This is a genomic window from Thioclava sp. F34-6, from assembly GCF_002213235.1.
Lineage (GTDB): Bacteria > Pseudomonadota > Alphaproteobacteria > Rhodobacterales > Rhodobacteraceae > Thioclava > Thioclava nitratireducens.
In genome coordinates this window covers 1-20,733 of sequence record NZ_NBOA01000001.1, presented here as the reverse complement: position 1 = coordinate 20,733, position 20,733 = coordinate 1, and the positions used below count along the sequence as shown (strand labels likewise).

General features: G+C 63.7%; 21 protein-coding genes and 1 pseudogene. 15 read left to right on the top strand and 7 right to left on the bottom strand.

The window, feature by feature from the left end; genetic code table 11:
- Positions 1-2: 2 nt before the first annotated feature.
- A complete protein-coding gene (gene nirK, locus B6V72_RS00110) occupies positions 3-1,226 on the bottom strand; it encodes a copper-containing nitrite reductase (protein WP_075777019.1) in 1,224 nt (407 codons plus the stop codon).
- 59 nt (positions 1,227-1,285) lie between these two features.
- Positions 1,286-1,714: a pseudoazurin gene (locus tag B6V72_RS00105; protein WP_075777018.1), complete on the bottom strand. Its 429-nt coding sequence runs from the start codon at positions 1,712-1,714 to the stop codon at positions 1,286-1,288.
- A 209-nt stretch (positions 1,715-1,923) separates the two neighbouring features.
- Here B6V72_RS00105 and B6V72_RS00100 point away from each other — a divergent pair, with 209 nt between their 5' ends.
- Entirely contained in the window at positions 1,924-2,631 is a 708-nt protein-coding gene (locus tag B6V72_RS00100; protein WP_075777077.1) for a Crp/Fnr family transcriptional regulator, read from the top strand.
- Positions 2,632-2,647: 16 nt separating this feature from the next.
- Here B6V72_RS00100 and B6V72_RS00095 read toward each other — a convergent pair whose 3' ends face one another.
- Positions 2,648-2,863 (bottom strand): DUF1858 domain-containing protein, encoded by a 216-nt coding sequence (locus B6V72_RS00095; protein WP_075777017.1) that lies wholly within the window; start codon positions 2,861-2,863, stop codon positions 2,648-2,650.
- Between the two features lie 124 nt (positions 2,864-2,987).
- Here B6V72_RS00095 and B6V72_RS00090 point away from each other — a divergent pair, with 124 nt between their 5' ends.
- From B6V72_RS00090 to B6V72_RS00055, 8 genes are read left to right on the top strand one after another with little or no spacing between them, the layout of a single operon-like run.
- Positions 2,988-3,440: a cytochrome c gene (locus tag B6V72_RS00090; protein ID WP_075777016.1), complete on the top strand. Its 453-nt coding sequence runs from the start codon at positions 2,988-2,990 to the stop codon at positions 3,438-3,440.
- 12 nt (positions 3,441-3,452) lie between these two features.
- Positions 3,453-4,802: a cbb3-type cytochrome c oxidase subunit I gene (locus B6V72_RS00085; RefSeq protein ID WP_075777015.1), complete on the top strand. Its 1,350-nt coding sequence runs from the start codon at positions 3,453-3,455 to the stop codon at positions 4,800-4,802.
- Between the two features lie 2 nt (positions 4,803-4,804).
- Positions 4,805-5,602: a CbbQ/NirQ/NorQ/GpvN family protein gene (locus tag B6V72_RS00080; protein WP_088734093.1), complete on the top strand. Its 798-nt coding sequence runs from the start codon at positions 4,805-4,807 to the stop codon at positions 5,600-5,602.
- A gap of 10 nt (positions 5,603-5,612) precedes the next feature.
- Positions 5,613-7,517, top strand: coding sequence for a VWA domain-containing protein (locus B6V72_RS00075; protein WP_088734091.1), 1,905 nt, complete (start codon positions 5,613-5,615; stop codon positions 7,515-7,517).
- Position 7,518: 1 nt separating this feature from the next.
- The gene (locus B6V72_RS00070; RefSeq protein WP_075777012.1) at positions 7,519-7,692 is read left to right on the top strand and encodes a protein NnrT; all 174 of its coding nucleotides are present in this window, start codon (positions 7,519-7,521) and stop codon (positions 7,690-7,692) included.
- On the top strand, positions 7,689-7,913 hold the full coding sequence (locus B6V72_RS00065; RefSeq protein WP_075777011.1) for an NnrT protein: 225 nt from the start codon (positions 7,689-7,691) through the stop codon (positions 7,911-7,913). Before B6V72_RS00070 ends, B6V72_RS00065 begins: the two co-directional genes overlap by 4 nt.
- A gap of 12 nt (positions 7,914-7,925) precedes the next feature.
- Positions 7,926-9,125 carry an NnrS family protein gene (locus tag B6V72_RS00060; protein WP_088734089.1) on the top strand — a complete coding sequence of 400 codons (1,200 nt, stop codon included), beginning with the start codon at positions 7,926-7,928 and terminating at the stop codon, positions 9,123-9,125.
- Positions 9,122-9,784, top strand: a complete 663-nt coding sequence (locus tag B6V72_RS00055; RefSeq protein ID WP_088734087.1) for an NnrU family protein — start codon at positions 9,122-9,124, stop codon at positions 9,782-9,784. The genes B6V72_RS00060 and B6V72_RS00055 overlap by 4 nt, the downstream gene beginning before the upstream one ends.
- An 8-nt stretch (positions 9,785-9,792) precedes the next feature.
- Here B6V72_RS00055 and B6V72_RS00050 read toward each other — a convergent pair whose 3' ends face one another.
- Complete coding sequence (locus B6V72_RS00050) at positions 9,793-12,006, bottom strand: heavy metal translocating P-type ATPase (RefSeq protein ID WP_240497658.1); 2,214 nt, start codon at positions 12,004-12,006, stop codon at positions 9,793-9,795.
- A 109-nt stretch (positions 12,007-12,115) separates the two neighbouring features.
- Between B6V72_RS00050 and B6V72_RS00045 the strand changes: the two genes are divergently transcribed.
- Together B6V72_RS00045 and B6V72_RS00040 are read left to right on the top strand one after the other, a co-directional pair.
- Complete coding sequence (locus B6V72_RS00045; protein ID WP_088724489.1) at positions 12,116-12,544, top strand: helix-turn-helix domain-containing protein; 429 nt, start codon at positions 12,116-12,118, stop codon at positions 12,542-12,544.
- A 330-nt stretch (positions 12,545-12,874) separates the two neighbouring features.
- Complete coding sequence (locus tag B6V72_RS00040; RefSeq protein WP_075777006.1) at positions 12,875-14,326, top strand: MFS transporter; 1,452 nt, start codon at positions 12,875-12,877, stop codon at positions 14,324-14,326.
- A 352-nt stretch (positions 14,327-14,678) separates the two neighbouring features.
- Here the strand turns inward: B6V72_RS00040 and B6V72_RS00035 are convergent, their stop codons facing one another.
- Together B6V72_RS00035 and hmpA are read right to left on the bottom strand one after the other, a co-directional pair.
- Positions 14,679-15,212, bottom strand: coding sequence for a hypothetical protein (locus tag B6V72_RS00035; RefSeq protein WP_088734084.1), 534 nt, complete (start codon positions 15,210-15,212; stop codon positions 14,679-14,681).
- A gap of 221 nt (positions 15,213-15,433) precedes the next feature.
- Complete coding sequence (hmpA, locus tag B6V72_RS00030; RefSeq protein WP_088734082.1) at positions 15,434-16,615, bottom strand: NO-inducible flavohemoprotein; 1,182 nt, start codon at positions 16,613-16,615, stop codon at positions 15,434-15,436.
- A 154-nt stretch (positions 16,616-16,769) separates the two neighbouring features.
- Between hmpA and B6V72_RS00025 the strand changes: the two genes are divergently transcribed.
- The 4 genes and pseudogenes from B6V72_RS00025 to B6V72_RS00010 all read left to right on the top strand — a co-directional run bounded on the left by B6V72_RS00025 (position 16,770) and on the right by B6V72_RS00010 (position 20,270).
- A complete protein-coding gene (locus B6V72_RS00025) occupies positions 16,770-17,195 on the top strand; it encodes an Rrf2 family transcriptional regulator (protein ID WP_075777003.1) in 426 nt (141 codons plus the stop codon).
- Positions 17,196-17,247: 52 nt separating this feature from the next.
- A pseudogene (locus B6V72_RS00020) lies at positions 17,248-17,834 on the top strand (DDE-type integrase/transposase/recombinase); the annotation flags it as partial.
- 416 nt (positions 17,835-18,250) lie between these two features.
- Complete coding sequence (locus tag B6V72_RS00015; protein WP_088734078.1) at positions 18,251-19,357, top strand: glycosyltransferase family 4 protein; 1,107 nt, start codon at positions 18,251-18,253, stop codon at positions 19,355-19,357.
- A gap of 121 nt (positions 19,358-19,478) precedes the next feature.
- Complete coding sequence (locus tag B6V72_RS00010) at positions 19,479-20,270, top strand: glycosyltransferase family 25 protein (protein ID WP_346394060.1); 792 nt, start codon at positions 19,479-19,481, stop codon at positions 20,268-20,270.
- A gap of 173 nt (positions 20,271-20,443) precedes the next feature.
- Here the strand turns inward: B6V72_RS00010 and B6V72_RS19340 are convergent.
- Positions 20,444-20,733: IS3 family transposase (locus tag B6V72_RS19340; RefSeq protein ID WP_240497656.1), on the bottom strand; the 290-nt coding region annotated here is incomplete at its 5' end.

Sequence of the window (20,733 nt, the reverse complement as noted above, 5' to 3'; positions counted from 1 at the left end):
GATCAGGTTTCCACCACGTGGGGCGGCATCACCTGCTCCATCAGGGCGTTGTCCCAGGCACCGTCCACCACGAAGTGGGCCGTCGCGCCCAGCAGGGCCGCCTCGATCAGGTTGTGGTTGACGTAGGCATAGACGCCGGGCTGCAGGAAGGTGTACATCGCCGCCCCCGCGCTGCCGCCGCGGATGAACCAGGTCTCCTGATCCTTCTGCGGGGGATTGGCGAATTTGCCGTTCTCCCAGACATAGTCGCCATGACCGCCGATCAGGTGCGGACGGGTGTCGCGGTTCGCCTGATTGTGGATCATCAGAACCGTGTCGCCGACCTTGGCCTTGAACGCGTTCTCGCCCGTCAGAGCCCCGACCGAACCGTTGAACACGGAGTGGGTCGGCGTGAGCGTGCGCATCGCCTCGACGCTGTCGGAGAAGTCCTCGCCGGCGACCTCGTAGGTCTTGTAATCGCCGTTCTCGTCCATCGGCAGATAGAAGTCCTGCTCGCCGATATAGGCGATCGTGTCGTAGCGCAGCGGGTTGCCCTCGGCATCCTTGAGCCCGTCACGCGGCAGCACCATCAGCGTGCCGTTCATGCCGTGGGTGACGTGGTAGGGGATCATCGCCCCGCCCGGCGCGCAGTGATAGGTGAACACGCCCGGCCGCGTCGCCTTGAAGCGCAGCACCGTTTCCTCGCCGGGATAGACATGGGTCAGGCCACCGCCGCCCAGCGCGCCCGAGGAGGCGTGGAAGTCGATATTGTGCTCCATCTGCGAGTCGGCGGGGTTGGCGAGGGTCAGTTCGACATAGTCGTCCTGGTGCACGATGATCAGCGGGCCGGGAACCGAGCCGTTATAGGTCAGCGCCCAGATGCTCGCGCCGGTATCCTCGTCCACCGTCAGCAGAACCTCCTTGGTCTCCATCCGGATCTCGACGATTTTCGGGCCACCCGTCGCGACCTGTTCGTGTGCGGGAGCAAAAGGCGGCGCGACCAGCTCCTGGCGGACGCGGGTATAGCCCGACAGGTCCACCTTCGGAGCGGCGACCTGCGCCTCGGCTTCGGCGAGGATGAATTTCGGCGCGGCAGGGCGCGGCGCGACATGGGGCGCCATGCGCTTGGACGGGGTTCCGGCCATCCCGGCCCCTGCGGTCATCGCCGCGGCACCTGCCAGAAGCGACCCGCGCAGCACATTGCGCCGATTGGTTTTCACGAGAGCTGGATTGATAAATTTAGGCATTTTAGCCTCCGATGGTTAAAAGTAGCAGGAAGTTGTCGCGCGTTTCCTGCCGCGGGCGCTCACAGCGCGCCCAATTCCGCTTCGAAGCGTTCCTTGGCTTTCTTCGGCACACGGCCCTCGAGGAACCCTTCGGGTGCCTTGGCGTCGCCCACCGAGATCAGCATCACCATGCCCATCGCGTAGTGCGGCTTGCAGCGCACCGCATAGAGCCCTTCGGTGTCGAGCGTGACCTCGACGTCCTTGTTGACCTTGCCGGCGAAGCCCTCGGCCCCGTCCGGGATCATGCCGTCGATGGTTTCGGCGTTATGGCCCTTGTCGGTGGGAACGAAGCGGATCGTGTCGCCGGGGGCGGCCTTCACGAAGGCCGGTTCGAAGACCATCACGCCCTTTTCGCCCTTGTTGAGCATGTGGACTTCATAGGTCTCGGCGCTTGCCGCCCCGCCCAGAAGGGCGGTCATCGCGAGGGCGGAAATCAGGGTGCGGATCATCTCTTGTCCTTTCCTTGCATCCTTGGATTGCCCTTGGTTTAGCGATGTCCGCGCCGACGTTTTTTGTTCTGGCGCAAACTTCGCGGCGCTTTTCACGAAATCGCGATATTTTTTCACCCGCCGCTCGCGCGCGTGTGACTTTTCGTATTGGACGTGGCGGGGGCCGTATGTTTAGAGAAGGCATGAGCGCGCCTGCCCCCCGCAAGACCATGCCGCGGCTCGACGAGAGCCTGCTGACGCCGATGCCCCCGTTCTCCCGACTGGAGAAACGGCAAATTCGCGAGATTCTCGATCTCGCCAGCGTACGCCGCTTCGACGAGGGCGTGGCCGTATTCGAGGAAGGCGCCCCGGCCGAACGGTTCTACATGCTGCTCGACGGCTATATCCGGGTGATGCGGATCACCCCCACGGGCGAGCAGGTGATCGCGCTGCATATCCCCTCGGGGCAGCTTTTCGGGATCGCGCAGGCGATCGGGCGTACCACCTACCCCGCCACTTCAGTCACCGCTTCGGAGGCGATCGTGCTGGGCTGGCCGATGCGGCTCTGGGATCAGTTCGTGGCGCAATATGACGGCTTCGCGACAGAGACCTACAAGACCGTCGGACAGCGTCTTGGCGAGATGAACAACCGCATCGTCGAGATGGCCACCCAACAGGTCGAGCAGCGGGTCGCCAATTCGCTTCTACGACTGATCAATCAGACCGGGCGCAAGGTCGAGGCCGGAATCGAGATCGATTTCCCGATCACCCGGCAGGATCTCTCGGAGATGACCGGAACGACGCTGCACACGGTCTCGCGGCTGATGAGCGCGTGGGAAAAACAGGGGCTGGTCGCCAGCCGCCGCAAGCGGATCACCGTGACCGATGCGCATCGTCTGGTGCTGATCTGCCGCGGGGAGCTGCCCCCCTCTCGGTAGCTGCCCCGATAGTCGTCTAGGCAGCCGCCTCGATCGCCGCCCCCAGCTCGGCGATGAACGCGTCGAGATCGAGGTGATACTCGGTGCAGGCATCGTCGATCGTGTGGAACGGGTTCACGAGACAGCCGACGCAGAGCATCTTGTGACGCATGAACACCTCGATCGTCGCGGGCCATTCGCGCATCAGCGCGTCAAGCGTGACATCCGGGTTCTTCCAGCTGGGTTTTGACATGGCGTGACCTCTCTGCCGACCACGTTAATCCCAGCAATCCCATCAAACGTTGTGCTGGCGCAAACTTCCCAGTCGCGAACGCCGCTATCCCTCGGGCCATCGACTGACCCCAAGGGAGGCCCCAATGGCTGAAATCCTGACCAAGTCGCGGGCGCGAAACATCTTTTACGGAGGATCCATTTTCTTCGTGCTGGTGTTCATCGCACTGACCGCGCAGAGCCACTTCTATATCGTGAACAACTCAACCGCCTCCGCCCCGCTGACCGAACAGGTCGCGCGCGGCAAGGCCGTCTGGGAACGCAATTCCTGCATCAACTGCCACACCCTGCATGGCGAAGGTGCCTATTTCGCGCCCGAGGTCGGCAACGTGATGACCCGCTGGGGCGTCGCCGACGATCCGCAGGGCGCTTACGAGACGCTCGACGCCTGGATCGCGGCGCAGCCTTCCGGCATCGAGGGCCGCCGCCAGATGCCGCATTTCGACATCAACGAAGAGGACATGCGCGCACTCGCGGAATTCCTCCGCTGGGCCGATCACACCGACACGCAGGGCTGGCCGCCCAATGATGCGGGCTGAGGAGACAAACCGATGAAATACCAATCCCAATCCGTGGCGAAAGCCTATTTCTACTGCGCGATGCTGCTGTTCGGCGTGCAGGTTCTGGGCGGCCTTCTGGCTGGCTGGATCTACGTTTCGCCCAACACGCTGTCCGAAGTCCTGCCCTTCAACGTGATCCGGATGATCCACACCAATGCGCTGATCGTCTGGCTGCTGCTGGGTTTCTTCGGCGCGGCCTATTTCCTCGTGCCCGAGGAAAGCGAGCGCGAGATCTTCTCGGTCAAGCTCGCCTATCTGCAACTCGCGATCCTGATGATCGGGACGCTGGGCGCGGTCGGCTCCTATCTCGTCGGGATCCATGGCGGGCGCGAGTTCCTCGAACAGCCCCTCTGGGTGAAGTTCGGCATCCTCGTCGCCGCGGTGATCTTCCTGATCAACATCTCGCTGACGGTGCTGGCGGGTCGCAAGACCGCGATCACCAACGTCCTGCTGATGGGCCTTTGGCTGCTGTCGCTGCTGTGGATCTTCGCCTTCATCAACCCCGACAACCTGTCGCTCGACAAGATGTACTGGTGGATGGTCGTGCACCTCTGGGTCGAGGCGACCTGGGAACTGGTGATGGCCGCGATCCTCGGCTTCCTGATGCTCAAGCTGACGGGCGTGGACCGCGAGGTAGTCGAGAAATGGCTTTATGTCATCGTCGCGACCGCGCTGTTCTCCGGCATCCTCGGCACCGGGCACCACTTCTACTGGATCGGCACGCCGGGTTACTGGCAGTGGGTGGGCTCGATCTTCTCGACCTTCGAGGTGATCCCGTTCTTCCTGATGATGTCCTTCGCCTTCGTGATGGTCTGGAAGGGCCGCAAGAACCACCCCAACAAGGCAGCGCTCCTGTGGTCGCTGGGGTCGTCGACCGTGGCCTTCTTCGGCGCGGGCGTCTGGGGCTTCCTGCACACGCTGCACGGGGTGAACTTCTACTCCCACGGCACGCAGATCACCGCGGCGCACGGGCACCTCGCCTTCTACGGGGCTTATGTCGCGCTCAATCTCGCGGTCTTCACCTACGCGATGCCGATGCTGCGCGGGCGCGATCCCTACAACCAGGTCCTCAACATGGGCGCGTTCTGGCTGATGACCGGCGGCATGGCCTTCATGACCTTCGTTCTGACCTTCGCAGGCACGATCCAGACCCACATGCAGCGGGTCGTGGGCGACTACTACATGGATGTGCAGGACAGCCTGTCGATCTTCTACCTGATGCGCTTCGGCGCGGGGGCGGCGGTCGTGCTGGGGGCGCTTCTGTTCATCTACTCGCTCGTCGTGGTGCGCCGGCGTGAAGTCATCGCCCCCGGTCCCGCAACCCCCGTGGCAGGAGAATGACGATGTCCCTCGACATGACCAACGACCGCATCCCCTACTACCACCCCACCGGCCGCGAATGTGCCCTGTTCGAGCGCGCGCATGACAACGGTTTGCCCCTTCTTCTGAAGGGGCCGACCGGCTGCGGCAAAACCCGCTTCGTGGAGCATATGGCGGCGCGGCTGAACAAGCCGGTCTACACCGTCGCCTGCCATGACGACCTTTCGGCGGCGGACCTGATCGGGCGCTATCTGCTGAAGGGCGGCGAGACCGAATGGGTCGACGGGCCGCTCACCCGGGCGGTACGCGAAGGGGCGATCTGCTATCTCGACGAGGTGGTGGAGGCGCGCAAGGACGTCACCGTGGTGCTGCACCCGCTCACCGACTCGCGGCGTCGCCTGATCATCGACCGCATCGGCGAGGAGCTGGACGCGCCGGAGGGCTTCATGCTCGTGGCCTCCTACAACCCGGGCTATCAGAGCGTGCTCAAGCGGCTCAAACCCTCGACCCGGCAGCGGTTCCTCTCGATCGCCTTCGACTTCCCCGAACCCGATGCGGAAACCCGCGTGATCACCGCCGAGACCGGCCTGCCGGTGGCGCAGGTGGTGCCGCTGGTGCGCCTCGCCGGGCATATCCGCAAGCTCTCGGGCATGGATCTGGAGGAAGGCGTCTCGACCCGGCTTCTGGTCTATGCCGCGCGGCTGATCGGCGCGGGCATCGCGATCGAGGAGGCGCTGGAGACCGCCGTGGTCCAGGCGCTCAGCGACGAGGCGGACGTGCAGCAGGCGCTGCGCGACCTGATCGCCACGATCTACGGCTGAGGAGCACGCCATGAAACTGATGGACCTGATGGAGCCCGAGGAAACCGTAGGCGAAATCTGGCACGATCTGGCCAAGGATATCGGTCGGGACGATCGCCATCCCGACGCCGCGGTCGAGCTGGCCGCGTTGCGCCCCTCGCTCGCGCTGCTGCTGCGCGCGCTTGGCGGCGGTGCGGATGTCGAAATCGTCGAGGCCCCGGCCACCCCGGTCCGTCACCGCCAACCCGTCCGGCGTCGCCTTGGCGCCGGGCGCGAGACCGAGCGCATCGCCCGCTTCGACGGCGCGCGGCTGCGCCTGCCGCCGGTGATTGATGTCTTCCCCCGATCTGATCTCAACCGCGCGGCCTATTTCTGGCTGACCGCACTGGCTGCGCTCAGCCGCGACGCGATGCCCGATCTGCCCGACGAGACCGACGGCCCGGCGATGGATTGCGCGCAGATCCGTGCCAATGCGCGAGCCTGCGATCTGGCCTATCGCCGCTGCATCGGGCTGCGCGCGCCCTACCACGAGATGGCGGCGCTCACCCTCGCACGTCGCCGCAGATTGTCGCGCCCGGCGGCCGAGGCCGCGCTGGAGGCCGCGCTCTGCGACCAGCTTTCCGCCGATGGCACCCCCGCCCCGCTGCCCGAGACGGCGGGGGGCGCACGCGGTTACATGCCGCTTGCTCCGGTGCCGATCTGGCTGCGCTTCTCTCCAAACACCGCAGGCCGCAGCGCCGCCTCGGAAGAGGCCGACGCGCCCGCCTCTGCCCCGACCGCGATGGCCAGCACGCAGCGCAAGCATGGCGAGCGCCGCGATCTCGATCAGGCGCGCCGCCGCGACAGCTTCATCATCCACCGCTTCGAGTCGATCCTGTCCTGGGTCGAGGCGCTTAACGTCAATCGCTCGGTCGACGACGATGACGAGGACAACGCCGCCAAGGCCGCCGAGGATCAGGACCAGATCACCCTGACGCGGCATGATCGCAAGGCCGCGACGCGGCTGCGGCTGCATCTCGACCTCTCGCCCGCCGAGGCGGAGCACGAGGCGCTGGCGGGCGAGCATGTCTATCCCGAATGGAACCACCGCAGCCGCGCCTACATGGAGGGTCACTGCCGGGTGCTCGACGCGCCCGCGCGGCCCGAAGCCGCGCAAACCTTCCGCGCCGATCCGCGCTATATCCGCGCCGTGCGCCGTCAGTTCGAGGCGCTGCAACCGCGCCGCATCCTGCGCCCGCGCCAGATCGACGGGACCGAGCTGGACCTCGACGCCGTCATCGCCAGCCGCGCCGATCTCGCCGCGACCGGGCGGGGCAGCGACCGGATCTGGCAAAGCCTGCGCAAGGTCGAGCGCGACCTCGCCGTGGCCTTCCTGATCGACACCTCGCGCTCCACCGAGGCCGCGATCGGCGAAAGCTGCGTGATCGACATAGCGCGCGAGGCGATGTCCGCGCTGGCCGAGGGGCTGGACGCGGCGGGCGACCGTTTCGCGATCTGGGGTTTCTCGTCGCTCCGCCGCGACCGGGTGTTCCTGACGCGGGTGAAAGGCTTCGACGCCCAGATGGCCCCGCCGATCCACGCCAACATCGCGGCGCTGCGCCCGGGCCATTACACGCGCCTCGGGACCGCGATCCGTCACGTCTCGGCACAGCTCGCGCAGGAAAGCGCGAGCCGCAAGCTGCTCATCGTGCTGACCGACGGCAAGCCCAACGACTTCGACCATTACGAGGGCCAGCACGGCATCGAGGACAGCCACATGGCCGTGCGCGAGGCCCGCCGCGCGGGCCAGAGCCTGCACGGCGTCATCATCGACGAGGACGGGCAGGACTGGTTCGCACGGATCTTCGGGCGCGGCGGCTTCACCCTGCTGCCCCGGCCCGAACGGCTGCTGCGCGCCCTGCCCGACATTTACCGCTCGCTCACACAGGAGACCTGACATGCGCAAACTGACCCTTCTTCTCGCCCTCGCCCCGCTCACCGCACAGGCGGCAAGCTTCGATCGCCCGATCCCGCAGGCGCAATCGGCCACCGCCGAGTTCTGGTTCGCGCTGGCGGCGCTCGCGCTCGTCGCGGCACTGGCGGTGGTGGCGCGGGTGGTCGCCCGGCGATGAGTGCGCGCTGGTCCCCTGCCCGGATCGCGCTGCTGCTCTACCCGTTCGGCTGGGGCGCTTTCGCGGTTAACGTGTTCTTCGCCTCGCTGATCGGGTCGTGGGTCGGGCTGCCGGTCGCGACTCCGGTCGTCTCGCTGGGGCTGGGCGCGGTGGTCGCCGTGCCTGCGACCTACGCCTTCGCATGTCACATCCGGCGGCTGATGGACGCCGCCGAAAACTGAAAGGAGCCGATCATGGCCATGTCTTCCGCAGAGCAGATGCGCCGCTGGCAAGGCCCGGCGCTGCTGTCGGGCGGTTTTCGCCCGTTCTTCTTCTTCGGCGCCGTCTGGGCCGCTCTGGCGATGGCGCTTTGGGTGCCGGCACTCACCGGGCTGATCGCGTTGCCGACGCGGCTCGACCCGGTCAGTTGGCACGCCCATGCCTTCCTCTTCGGCTATCTCGGCGCGGCGATCGCGGGCTTTCTGCTGACGGCGGTGCCGAACTGGACCGGACGACTGCCTGTCGTGGGCTGGCCGCTGCTTGGCCTCGTCACGCTCTGGGCGCTCGGGCGGCTAGGGTTGCTGGCCTCGGCGGATCTGCCTTTCGCGCTGGTCGCGTGCATCGATCTCGCCTTTCCGCTGGCGCTTGGTGGCGTCGTGCTGCGTGAGATCCTGGCAGGGAAGAACTGGCGCAACCTTCCTGTGTTGTGGCTGCTCGGCGTTTTCACCCTCGCCGACCTTCTGTTCCTGATCGAAGCCGCGCGTGGCGGTTATGCCGCCGACGGCATCGGGATGCGGCTGGGTCTTGCCGCGGTGCTGATGATGGTCGCGCTGATCGGGGGGCGGATCATCCCCTCCTTCACGCGCAATTGGCTGGTCAAGGAGAACCACCCGGCGCGACCCGCCCCGCCGATGCAACGCTTCGACAAGCTCGCGATGCTGGTCGCTGGCGCGGCACTGCTCGCGTGGGTCATTTCGCCAGAGACGCGGCTGACCGCCGCGCTGCTGCTCGCGACCGCCGTGCTGCATCTCGCGCGGCTGTGGCGCTGGAAAGGCGGGCTGACGCTGCGCGCGCCGATCCTTTTCGTTCTCCATCTGGCCTATGCCTGCCTGCCGCTCGGCGCGCTGGCGCTTGGGTTCGCGATCCTGCTTCCCGCCGCCCTCGCCCCCGCGACCGCGATGCACCTGTGGACGGCGGGCGCGCTTGGCGGGATGACGCTGGCGGTGATGAGCCGCGCCTCGCTCGGCCATACCGGTCGCCCGCTGGAGGCCGGCACCGGCACCGTCGCGGTCTATGCAGCCCTCTTCGTCGCGATGATCGCGCGGCTCCTCGCGGGCTGGCTCGCCCTGAGCGCGCTTTATTCGGTCTCCGGCGTGGCGTGGTGCGGTGCTTTCCTCGGCTTCGCGATCCTCTATGCTCCGGTGCTGTGGCAACCCAGACGGAGGGCGCAATGATGTGGCTGGCTTATGGCGGAGTGTTCGCGGCGTTCCTCGCGACCCATTCGATCCCGACACGCCCGACGGTTAGGGCGCGGCTGGTGGCGGCCTTCGGACACGCAGGCTTCGGGCTGGGCTATTCGCTGCTGTCGACGGCAATGCTGCTGATCCTGATCCGCGCCGCCGCATGGCCGGACCCGATTTACCTTTGGCCCACCACTCTTTGGGCGATGGAGGCAACTAAGATCGGGATGGCGCTGGTCTGCATGTGGTTCGCCGTCGCGCTTGGCCATGCCAACCCGTTCTCCTTCGGCGGCAGCCGCCGCAAAAGCTTCGACCCCGAGCGTCCCGGCCTCGTGCGGCTCACGCGCCACCCGATGCTGCTGGGCCTCGCGAGCTGGGCCGGGCTGCACCTGCCGCCGAACGGCGATCTGGCGCATGTCCTGCTGTTCGGTGCGCTCGGCGGCTTCGCCCTGCTCGGAATGCGCCTGATCGACCGCAAACGCCGCCGGGAGAGGGGTCCGGAGGTCTGGGCGGAGACGCTGCGCCGGACGAGAGCGGCGCCCCCCTTCGCGGGGCTTACGCTGGCCGATCTCGGGCGTGCAGCGCTTGGCCTCGTGGCCTATATGGCGCTGCTGCACCTGCATGAATATTTCGCAGGCGTCGCCTTGGTTTAAGCCCAGCGTCAGATGTCATTCGCCTCCGCCTTGAACCGCAGCAGGCGCAGCGCGTTCATCGTGACCAGCACGGTCGCCCCGGTATCGGCCATCACCGCGATCCAGAGACCGGTGAGACCGAGGAGCGTCGTCACCAGAAACACCCCCTTCAGCCCGAGCGCGATGGCGACGTTCTGACGGATGTTAGCCATCGTCGCGCGCGCCAGACGGATCTGCTCGACGACATCGGTGACCCGGTCGCGCAGCAGCGCTCCGTCCGCGGTCTCGAGGGCGACATGGGTGCCCGATCCCATCGCGATGCCGATATGGGCGCTGGCGAGCGCCGGGGCGTCGTTGATGCCGTCGCCCACCATCATCACATGCGCATCCCGCGCCAGATCGCGCACTGCCGTCACTTTGTCCTCGGGCAGCAGCCCGGCACGGGCTTCGATGCCCAACCCGTCGGCAATCGCGCGGGCCGTCACCGGATTGTCGCCCGTCAGCATGACCGAGGATACCCGCATGCGCTTGAGGGTGGAGACCGCCTCCGCCGCATCGGCGCGCGGCTCATCGCGCAGCGCGATGAGGCCCAGAAGGCGCTCGGGCGTGAAGACGGCGACGACGGTCTTGCCCGCGCTTTCCAGCCGGTGGACGGTGGCGCTGTCGGAGGCGCTGAGCACGCCTGTTTCGGTCGCCAGCCGCGGCGCCCCGACATTCCAGACCGCGCCGTCGATCTCGGCGCGCGCACCACGGCCCGGGATCGCCGTGGCTGCGGTGGCCTGTGGCACCGCGATCCCGCGCGCCTCTGCCCGGGCGAGAACCGCCTGTGCGAGCGGGTGACTGCTGCCGGTCTCGACCGCCGCGGCGGTGGCGAGAAGCTCAGCCTCGGTCCCGTCGAGCGGCAGAAGATCGGTGATCTGCGGCCGACCCTCGGTCAGCGTACCGGTCTTGTCAAAGGCGACGAGGCTGGTTTTGGCCGCCGTCTCCATTACCGCGCCGCCCTTCATCAACAACCCGCGGCGCGCCCCGGTCGAGAGCCCGGCGGCGACCGCGGCGGGAACCGAGATCACCAGCGCGCAGGGGCAGCCGATCAGCAAGAGCGCGAGGCCGCGATAGATCCACGTCTCCCAGGGCGCGCCGAAAGCCAGCGGCGGCACGATCGCGGCCAGAAGCGCCACGCCCACCACCGCGGGCATGTAGACGCGGCTGAACCGGTCGATGAACCGCTCCACCGGGGCGCGCGCGCTCTCGGCCTCCTCGACGAGGTGCAGGATGCGCGAGATGGTGTTGTCCTCGGCGGCTTTCTCGACACGGATGCGCAGCTCGCCTTCGGTGTTGATCGCGCCCGCGAAGACAGCATCGCCGGGCTCTTTCAGGACCGGCACGCTCTCGCCGGTCACAGGGCTTTCATCGACCCCCGAACTGCCGGAGACGATTGTGCCATCCGCCGGGATGCGATCGCCCGGACGGGCCTGCACGATCTGTCCGATGGCGAGGCTGTCGGCCGGAACTTCGCGGATGCGCTCACCCGTGGCCAGCCGCGCGGTCTTCGGCACAAGATCGGCCAGCGCCCGGATCGAGCCGCGGGCGCGCGACGCCGCAAGCCCCTCGAGCATCTCGCCCACCGCGAACAGGAAGACGACGAGCGCGGCTTCCTCAGCCGCACCGACGAAGAGCGCGCCGATCGCGGCGATGCTCATCAGCATTTCGATGGTGAAGGGCATCCGCGCCCGCGCCATCAGGGCGGCGCGCCGCGCCACGGGGGCAACGGCGATCACGGTGACGAGCACGAAGACCCAATGCGCGATCGGGCCGCCGACCAGCAGCTCCACCACCCAAGCCGCGGCCAGCAGAAGCCCGGTCACGATCAAGTAGCGCCCCTTCGGGGTCGCATACCACGCGGGATCGGCGGGCGGCGTTGGCGCGCTCTCGACCGCAGGTGTCTCATCCGTCTCGCCCGCCGCCGGAAGGGCGCCCTCGGGAAGAACGAAGCCGCCCTTGGGCTTTTCCGGCGCAGCCCCCTTGGCCGAGACGCCGTAGCCGAGGCGGCGGATCGCCTTCTCCACGCTTTCGCGCGAGGTGGTCGCCGTATCGAGCCGCAGCCGCAGACGCTCGTTCATCAGCGTCACCTCGACCCCGTCGACACCAGGCAGAGCCTCGACCGCGCCGCGCACCTTCGCCGCGCAGGCGCCGCAATCCATGCCCGTCACGCGCCATTCCTGAAGGTCTGCTGTCTCGGTCATCTGCTGTCCTCTCGCGTGGTTTTCTCGACAGAGGGGAAGATAGGAGCTACAGCAACTATAGGTTCAAGGGGGAAATCCGCACTCACGTAACCGTGAAGGGAGGTGCAGCATGCATACGATCGGAACATTGGCCCGCCGCACCGGAACCAAGGTGCAGACGATCCGCTACTACGAGCAGATCGGCCTGATGCCCGAGCCCGGGCGGACCGAGGGCGGCCAGCGGCGCTACGGCGATTCCGATCTCGACCGGCTCGCCTTCATCCGGCACTCGCGCCAGCTGGGCTTCCCGCTCGAAGCGATCCGCGAATTGCTGGACCTGTCGGACCACCCTGCGCGCGATTGCGGGGCCGCAGATTCGATCGCGCGGCGGCAATTGCGAGAGGTCGAGACCCGGATCGCGCGGCTCGAGGCGCTCAAGCGCGAACTGGAACGGATGATCGGCGAATGTCGGGGCGGGCCGACCTCGGAGTGCCGGGTGCTCGAGGTGCTGCGCGACCATTCGGAATGTCTCGCCGACGACCACGACACGATCGGCTGACGCCGCGGCGCCGCGGTTCGACTATGGGCCTTCGGGAAGAGGCTGGCCCGGAAAGCCCGAACGCTGCGTGCGTGGCGACCCGCCGCGACGAGACGAAAAAAGCTTGAGCCCGACGAGCGCGGCGCGATCGCTCGCTCAGCCCCGCGACGGTTTGTCTACGATTTCAATCACATCACAATGCGCGCCCCCGAGGAGAGAGGCGCCCTGCAGCCTCCCATATCCGCAGCGGAGCCCCGGCTTGCGCCACCGGTCGCGTACGCTCGCAGGAACATTCTGGATCAGATCTTGTTGTTTTGAAGCTGATTTGATCGATAGGAATAGGAGGCAGACATGGCTGGCGAGAGCGGCAAAACGGTTCAAACTGACATTCCCGCCCGCATGGACCGCTTGCCGTGGTCTCGATTTCACCTGACGATCATCGTCGCGCTCGGCGTCACGTGGATTCTCGACGGCCTCGAAGTCACCCTGAAAGGGGCCGTCTCCAGCGTTCTTCAGGAACCCGAAAGCCTAGGCTTCACGAGTTCGCAGATCGGGATGATCGCGTCGTTCTACATCACCGGCGCGGTTCTTGGCGCGCTCCTGTTCGGCTATCTCACCGACCGTTTCGGGCGCAGGATGTTCTTCTTCATCACGCTCGCCGTCTATCTCGTCGGTGCGCTGCTGACCGCCTTTTCGTGGAACCTGTGGAGCTTCGTCGCCTTCCGGTTTATCACCGGCCTCGGCATCGGCGGCGAATATGCCGCGATCAACTCCACGATCGACGAGATGATCCCGGCGAGGGTGCGCGGTCAGGTCGCGCTTGGCGTCAACGGCTCCTACTGGCTCGGTGCGGCCCTCGGCGCGCTGTCGACGATCGTGCTGCTCAACCCGGACTACCTCCCGATCGATATCGGCTGGCGTCTGGGCTTCGGTATCGGCGCGGTTCTCGGCGGCATCATCCTCTACATGCGCCGCCATCTGCCGGAGAGCCCGCGCTGGCTCGCCACGCATGACCGGTTGGACGAGGCCGAGGAGGTCGTGAGCGACATCGAGAAGCGCACGAGCGAGCAAACCGGCGAGGAGCTTTCGGAGGTTCCGGACGACGACAAGATCAAGATCCGGCCGCAGAAATCCTTCTCTCTGATGAAGATCGTCAAGGCGATGTTCTCGACGCACCGCAAACGGGCGCTGCTCGGCCTCATCCTGATGAGCTCACAGGCGTTTCTCTACAACGCGATCTTCTTCACCTATGCGCTGGTTCTGTCGAACTTCTTCGACGTGCCCTCGAAGAACACCGGGCTTTACCTCGTGCCCTTCGCCATCGGCAACTTCCTCGGCGTGATCGTTCTGGGGCGGCTGTTCGACAAGATCGGACGCCGCGTGATGATCTCGCTCAGCTACGGCCTGTCTGCCGCACTCCTTATGGCCACCGGCTACATGTTCGCGCAGGGCTACCTCACGGCGATCACGCTCACGGCGCTCTGGTCGGTGATCTTCTTCTTCGCCTCTGCGGCCGCGAGTTCCGCCTATCTCACCGTGAGCGAGGTCTTCCCGCTCGAGACCCGGGCGCTCGCCATCGCGATCTTCTACTCGATCGGCACCGCCGCGGGCGGCATCGTCTCGCCCTGGGTCTTCGGCGCGCTGATCGACACGGGCTCCGCCTGGAACGTGTTCTATGGCTACCTCTTCGCCGGTGCCCTGATGACGGTCGCGGCCGTCACCGAAGCGGTCATCGGGATCGATGCAGAACAGGAGTCGCTGGAGAACGTGGCCGATCCGCTGTCCGCCGAGGGCGCGGAATAGGGGCAGGCCTCTGACGGTGGAGGTATTCCAGTCCTGAGAGAATGCGTGCTGCGAGGCTCCTTGGATGGGGCCTCGCTTCGCTTTGTTACCGCCCTCCCCTTTGCGGGATGGAGGCGGCGCATTGTCCGGTCCCCGATAGCAGCGCTCCGCCCATTGGTGCAAACCCTTCGTTGCCGCCGTGGCGCACCGCAATCGTCATCTTTTGGCCGTCCGCGTAAGCGTGCCGCTGACATCAATCTATTCCACCGCTGATGCGATGGACCGCAGTTGCCCCCGGGTCGAGCGCGACATGAGAAAGCCCCCCGCCGCGTGCGACGAGGGGCTCCGGGGAGGATTTAGGTGTGAGGGTCGATCAGGCGTTGCCGTTGACCACGACGACCAGGTTGCCATCGGTATCGATGAACGCGGTTTCGACGTCATCTGCGGTGTAGCCGGTGCCGTCGAACACGCCGTCCGGCAGCTGGCTGTAATCGGCGTCCACGTCGGCCCCGGTCGCGTTCTTCAGAGCCGCGGAACCATTCTCGGCGCCTTTGCCCTGCAGGTCGGAGAGCGCGACGATCTCCACCTCACCATCGGTTCCGACCTGATAATCGGAGAACTGATCGGTGGAGGCGGCACCGTTCGCCTTCAGGCTCGAGATGAGCTGACCATAGGTCTTGATCGACCCGCCTTGGCCCATGCCGGAGCTCGTGCCCGCATCCGCCGAGGCGCCCGTATCCACATTCGCGCCGACATCGGTGCCCGCACCCTGCGCAGCAACCGAAGCGCTGCCGCCCATGTCAGTCGAAACGCCGGCAGCGGCGTTGCTATCCTGGGCGAAGGCCGCGACGGGAGCCGCAGAGGCGAGAAGGCCGACGAGGGCGATCGATTTGAGGCTATAGGTCATAGTAGTCTCCTTCCATTTCTTGCGCCGACCATCGGCCGGCAGGAGGAGAACACGGGTGAGGTAATTGCCGTTCCGCGGGGCGAAAAGGGTCGGAAGAACCCTGCCCAAACTTCGATTATCGTGAGCGCGATCACGCCGGACAGAGACCGACATTCCGATTGATAACCGGAACCACGGGGCGCGTGCCCGACGCTCGTTCTTCAGAGCGCCGGGCCGCGTTGTCAGCCGATCTGGGCGGCTGCGGGGCCAAAGAACTCGTAGTGGATCCGAGCGTCCGGCACATTGGCGGCCTTCAGGCCCTTGACCATCTCCTGCATGAACCCGGTTGGGCCGCAGATGAAATAGTCGGCCTTTTCTGCATCGCTGATCTGGACCAGCCAGCTGGGATCGACACGTCCGGAATGCACACCGTTCGCAACATCAGTCTCTTCCGGCGCCTCGTAGAAGACATGGGTCTCATGTGCCTTTGTACGGGGCGTATTGCTGAGCGCATGGGTTTGACCATTCCGGGTGGCGTGGACATAGACCATCCGCAGATCGCCGCCGCCGTAGCTCTCGAGCATCGAGATCATGGGCGTGAGACCCACCCCGCCCGACAGAAGCACGATTTCCTGCTTGCCCTTCGGATCGAGGAAGAATTCGCCGGCGGGCGCGGCCACGTCGAATTCGTCGCCGACCTCGACCGTGTCGTGCAGCCAGTTGGAGATCCGCCCGCCGGGTTCGCGCTTGACCGTAATCCGGTAGGACTGGCCATCCGGCGCCGAGGAGATCGAGTAGTTGCGACGATATTCCTCGCCCTCCGCAGGGGTGAAGCGGAAGCTCAGATACTGGCCGGGGCGATGCTTGAGAACCGGCATGCCGTCAACCGGATAGAGCGTGAAGGACGCGATCTCGGAGGTTTCCTTCTCTTTCGCACCAACCCTGAAGCGCCGCCAGCCACGCCAGCCGCCGTCCTGCTCTTCCGCACCGGCGTAAATCTGTTCCTCGCGGGCGATCAGCGTATCGGCGAGGAACCAGTAGGCTTCGCCCCAGGCGTTCAGAATTGCAGGCGTGGCGGCGTCTCCCAACACCTCCGCGACAGCCCCGAGCAATGCTTCGCCGACATGCGGATAATGCTCGGGGAGAATCTGCAGGCCCACGTGTTTTTGCGCGATCCGCTCCAAGGCGTCCGCGAGGACGCCGGGGTTCCGGATATGGGTCGCATAGGCCACCAGGGCGCCCGCGAGCGCCTTGTGCTGCGGCGAGTTGCCATGCTGATGCGACATGTTGAAGAGCGCGCGAATTTCGGGAGCGGCCAGCAGCCGCCGATACATCACGGGCACGATCTGATCGACGTGTTCCGCCACGACCGGCGCAGTAGCTTCAATGATCGCGAGTGTTTCTTCCGAGAGCGGCTTTGCCATTCCTGTCTCCTAGGCTATAAAACATACCAACAAGACGCATCTATTTGCTCAGCCATTAAGATGCCAATCACAGGTATGTTTTCCCGTGCGACATTCTGTCCGGTCTCGTGGTACGAGACGGGTCGCTGAGGAGGCTGCATCAGGAGAAGTGCGAATGCGCTTGAACGACACCACGGACCTCGCCTTGCGGGTGATGATCTACGCCGCTTCGATGAAAGACCGACGTTTCACGATCGATCAACTCGTCGAGGCCTATCGCGCACCACGCAGCACCATGATGAAAGTCGTCAACGCGCTGACCCGGGGGGATTTTCTGGTGGCGCAACGCGGACGCTCCGGCGGGTTGGGACTTGCCCGGCCAGCGCAGGAGATCGGCGTGGGGACGATCGTGCGCCACATGGAGACGGATTTCGACCTCGTGGAATGTATGCGCAGCGGCGGCGACTGCACGATTACCGCCGCATGCCGCCTGATCGCGCCCTTGGCCGAGGCGCGCGCAGCGTTCCTGACGACGCTGGACGCCTACACGATCGCCGATATCGCAATCTCCCCGCGCGATTTTGGCCTCGCCGCGTCGTGACGTGAATGGTCAGGATTGACCGTCTCCGGGTTGCGAGTGTCGGAGGCAGAGCAAGCGGGTAAAAGCGAACCTGCGCAATGACCGCCAGGAAGTCGTCGCTGCGAATGGTGTTTGGGCGATGGATTTCGCTTCGCGGACCTTCGGTTCGTTCACGATCAGCTCGCGTTACCCAAGAAACTGCGGTTTCTGACCATCGTCGACAGTCATTCACGTTACTGTCCAGCGAGGGATGTGCGGTTTCGGTATCGCGGTGAAGATGTCGTTCATACGCTTGAACGGATTTGTAGCAAGCTCGGCCACCCGAGAACGATATGGGTCGATGAGGGCCGTGAGTTCATCTGCCGCGACCTCGATCTCTGCGCTCATGCGAGGCAGGTCACCTTGGGCTTCTCACGGCCCGGAAAGCCAACCGACAACGGCTTCATCGAGACCTTCAACAGCAAGCTGCGGGCCGAGTGTTTAAACGCCCGTCGCCACTGTCGCTCGGCCCAATGGCGCAACATTGGCACCTTCATGAGCCTTGCGGATGCCGCGGAAAACTGGAGGATCGGCGCAAACACTACAACCAAGCCACTAGTGAAGCGCAGGCTTGGCAATTTTCAGAGACAGCCTCTCGACATTCATCTGATACCTCCCTAATTTTCGAAGCTGCAGACATCGAAATAGGAAGCGCAAGTCCATGAAATCAAAGGGAGAGGCACTTAACGGCGCCTGCGCAGACCGTCAGGCAAAGTCGCTCTACCGAGATTTTCGAGATCAAATTTCCGACTGATCTAAGTCAGTGAAATCCTGCGACCTGGAAGATGAAAGCTCTGTAACGAAATCTCAGAAGATATCGAGCGGGCACCGCCCCTTGATAATGCGATGAAAAATCTGGCACATCCACCACGCCGTAATTGATGTGCTTGAAAACTGCGGAAAGTAGCTTCGATTAGTCAAGCAGGAAGACAGAGCGTATTTGGCAATAAGTACTACCCAAGCCCGTGTGGCACCTGCCAATATTAGCTCACTCACACAAGCTGCTTACGTATCGGTGTTGATGTCAGGGCGCCCAAATGAAAAAAACGACAGCTAGCCTATATGTCACGAACTTCAAAAAAAGGTTCACAGGCGTATCTTCAACTGCGGCAGCGGTGTTACGGCAGCAGCAAAATTTACTGAATGTAGCGCTTGTTGGTTACGCATTGCCGAAATGCGCAAAACCGATTGGTTTTTTCCGCGCTCTCCGGGAATGTCGCGAGCCTCCTGCCGGACGTAAATTTTCAATTTGGCACACACGGCGAAACATTGAAATGCAACTTGCTATATTGGCCCGAGATGTCCTGCGCCTGCCAATAAGAATTGTTTTCACCTCAGCCGCACAACGTCGCCATTCAGCTTGGCCACGCTGGCTAATTTCACGAATGGATGCGGTAATTGCAACAACTGAAGAGGCCGCCAAATATGTGCCTAATGTGGTTGCAGTAGTGCCTCATGGAGTGGATACGGAGCACTTCTTCCCCGCCCAAGAAGAAAGCTATAAGCGCAAGTGGAAAGAACTGCAACTTCCCGGGGAATATGGGATCATAACGGTGGGGCGCGTGCGTCCGGAGAAAGGCACGGACCTTTTTATCGACGCTATGATTACTGCGCTTCCGGACCTGCCGGGAGCTTGCGCTATTGTCGTCGGAACGGCGAGACCCGAACACCAAAAATTCCAGGAAAAAATAAAGAAACGTGCTGAAGCAGCTGGGCTTTCAAACCGGATTGTTTTTTTGGGAGAAGTCGACCCTGACAAATTGCAGCAGATATTGCAGGGATGCCGAGCGCTCGTGGCACTCCCCCGTTATGAAGGATATGGGATGACGCCTCTGGAAGCCATGGCTACCGGACTTCCAGTGATTTTGAGTGAGACCGGCTACTTCAAAGAGTTCGTGGGAGAAAATGATACAGACACCGGCTCATGTGGCGCGGTTGTACCAATAGAGGGCGCCGAACTTGCAGCAGAGGCTCTAGTGAGAATTCTCAAAGACAAAGACTTATACCATCAAAAATCGATAGCCGCCAGAAAAAGGGCCGTGCGAAAATTTAGCGTAACTTCCGAAGTGGATGCGATAAATATCGTTTACGAAGACCTATGGTCCCTTGCCAACAAAAACAATAAGATGGCGCGATCGAGTTAACTTATATACGCTAAAGGTTGGGTCCTGAAGCGTTTCAATCAGGTCTTCGATTTGAACCGGCATCCCAATGGACAAAAGGGCGAGATTGAGCTAACAGCAAACCAGACCAAACGCTCGGAGCATGCTTACGCCTATGTACTGCCTGGTAATTAATTTGAGCACTGCGACCGCGCGCATGTCATTTATGGCCGATCAGCTGAACAGGCTGAAAATACCTTTTCAGAGGATCGATGCATTCACGCCAGAAATGGTAATTAATTATGAGAGTTCTTTTGAATGGTCAAGCTGGGAGCGCCCTCTCAAAGACACTGAGAAAGCATGCTTTTTAAGCCATGTGGAAGCGTGGAAATTTTCCGCAGCACAGGATAAAAGCACCCTCATACTAGAAGACGATGCGCTTCTTTCCTATCAGACGCCCAGTGTCCTAAATGCTATTGACGAGATCGAAGGCATTGAGCATGTGACCCTTGAGGTACGGACGCGCAAGAAGATCGTTAGTAAGATTGGGCGCGCGATCGGGTCCAACCACCAACTACTCCGCCTCTATCAACACAGGAGCGGCGCTGCTGCTTACGTAATTTCGCCTTCTGGGGCGCGAAAACTTCTCGCGCGGGCGTCCAAAGAGGTCGCCCTCGCTGATGCGCTGATCTGCAAAGCCTATGAATTGAAAAGCTTTCAACTCGAGCCGACTTGCGGCGTGCAGCTAGACCGCGCGGCGGACTACGGCATTACAAATCCTTTTAATACCGTCTCTCAGATAGACTCAGGAAAACCAACGCCGATAACCAAACAGGCCTCTGGCTTTCGCGCCCGTCGGATCGGTGCGCAGCTCCGCATGGCCGCTCGCGCCCTAAGGCACGTTGGAATAGCTGAACGGCGTGAAATTCGCCTAGACCCCGCGCATTTCCTTTAGGACTGACTTCGTCAGGCTTTCCACCACCGTTTTTTTCGCGCCGGTGCAAGCGGCGCACCCGATTGAAAACCCTTTTCTCAATTTGGAACCGACGCCAAATTTCATTGGGAACCGGCCCCGCAGGTTCGCCCGCCGAACGGATGCAGCCGCCATACTGAATAGCCCCGTGTTTCTTAGACGCCTTCGTGTCTCAGTTTCTGCTGCCGTTCAAAGTCGACGGGCGACAGCATTCCGTTCCGGGCGTGCTTGCGCTTCGGATTGTAGAACATCTCGATGTAGTCGAACACATCCTGCCTGGCTTCTTCGCGGGATCGGTAGGTCCGTCGTCTGATCCGCTGACCTGCCACTGAACTTTCATCCAGCCGCGACCGGAGCCCGGTTGGTGTTGATCCGCACCCCAGAGCTCTACCGCCCTTAGGCAGAGTTTCCCGGCTTTGCTCAGGGTGACGGGCTGGTGACGCCC

Excerpts from the sequence above, each read along its gene's own strand:
- hmpA (WP_088734082.1), bottom strand. The coding sequence starts at position 16,615 with ATGGCAAAGCCGCTCTCGGAAGAAACACTCGCGATCATTGAAGCTACT.
- B6V72_RS00085 (WP_075777015.1), top strand. The coding sequence starts at position 3,453 with ATGAAATACCAATCCCAATCCGTGGCGAAAGCCTATTTCTACTGCGCG.
- B6V72_RS00015 (WP_088734078.1), top strand. The coding sequence starts at position 18,251 with ATGAAAAAAACGACAGCTAGCCTATATGTCACGAACTTCAAAAAAAGG.
- B6V72_RS00045 (WP_088724489.1), top strand. The coding sequence starts at position 12,116 with ATGCATACGATCGGAACATTGGCCCGCCGCACCGGAACCAAGGTGCAG.
- B6V72_RS00075 (WP_088734091.1), top strand. The coding sequence starts at position 5,613 with ATGAAACTGATGGACCTGATGGAGCCCGAGGAAACCGTAGGCGAAATC.
- B6V72_RS00060 (WP_088734089.1), top strand. The coding sequence starts at position 7,926 with ATGGCCATGTCTTCCGCAGAGCAGATGCGCCGCTGGCAAGGCCCGGCG.
- B6V72_RS00095 (WP_075777017.1), bottom strand. The coding sequence starts at position 2,863 with ATGTCAAAACCCAGCTGGAAGAACCCGGATGTCACGCTTGACGCGCTG.
- B6V72_RS00040 (WP_075777006.1), top strand. The coding sequence starts at position 12,875 with ATGGCTGGCGAGAGCGGCAAAACGGTTCAAACTGACATTCCCGCCCGC.
- B6V72_RS00055 (WP_088734087.1), top strand. The coding sequence starts at position 9,122 with ATGATGTGGCTGGCTTATGGCGGAGTGTTCGCGGCGTTCCTCGCGACC.
- B6V72_RS00100 (WP_075777077.1), top strand. The coding sequence starts at position 1,924 with ATGCCGCGGCTCGACGAGAGCCTGCTGACGCCGATGCCCCCGTTCTCC.
- nirK (WP_075777019.1), bottom strand. The coding sequence starts at position 1,226 with ATGCCTAAATTTATCAATCCAGCTCTCGTGAAAACCAATCGGCGCAAT.
- B6V72_RS00080 (WP_088734093.1), top strand. The coding sequence starts at position 4,805 with ATGTCCCTCGACATGACCAACGACCGCATCCCCTACTACCACCCCACC.
- B6V72_RS00090 (WP_075777016.1), top strand. The coding sequence starts at position 2,988 with ATGGCTGAAATCCTGACCAAGTCGCGGGCGCGAAACATCTTTTACGGA.
- B6V72_RS00050 (WP_240497658.1), bottom strand. The coding sequence starts at position 12,006 with ATGACCGAGACAGCAGACCTTCAGGAATGGCGCGTGACGGGCATGGAT.
- B6V72_RS00025 (WP_075777003.1), top strand. The coding sequence starts at position 16,770 with ATGCGCTTGAACGACACCACGGACCTCGCCTTGCGGGTGATGATCTAC.
- B6V72_RS00035 (WP_088734084.1), bottom strand. The coding sequence starts at position 15,212 with ATGACCTATAGCCTCAAATCGATCGCCCTCGTCGGCCTTCTCGCCTCT.
- B6V72_RS00105 (WP_075777018.1), bottom strand. The coding sequence starts at position 1,714 with ATGATCCGCACCCTGATTTCCGCCCTCGCGATGACCGCCCTTCTGGGC.
- B6V72_RS00070 (WP_075777012.1), top strand. The coding sequence starts at position 7,519 with ATGCGCAAACTGACCCTTCTTCTCGCCCTCGCCCCGCTCACCGCACAG.
- B6V72_RS00010 (WP_346394060.1), top strand. The coding sequence starts at position 19,479 with ATGCTTACGCCTATGTACTGCCTGGTAATTAATTTGAGCACTGCGACC.
- B6V72_RS00065 (WP_075777011.1), top strand. The coding sequence starts at position 7,689 with ATGAGTGCGCGCTGGTCCCCTGCCCGGATCGCGCTGCTGCTCTACCCG.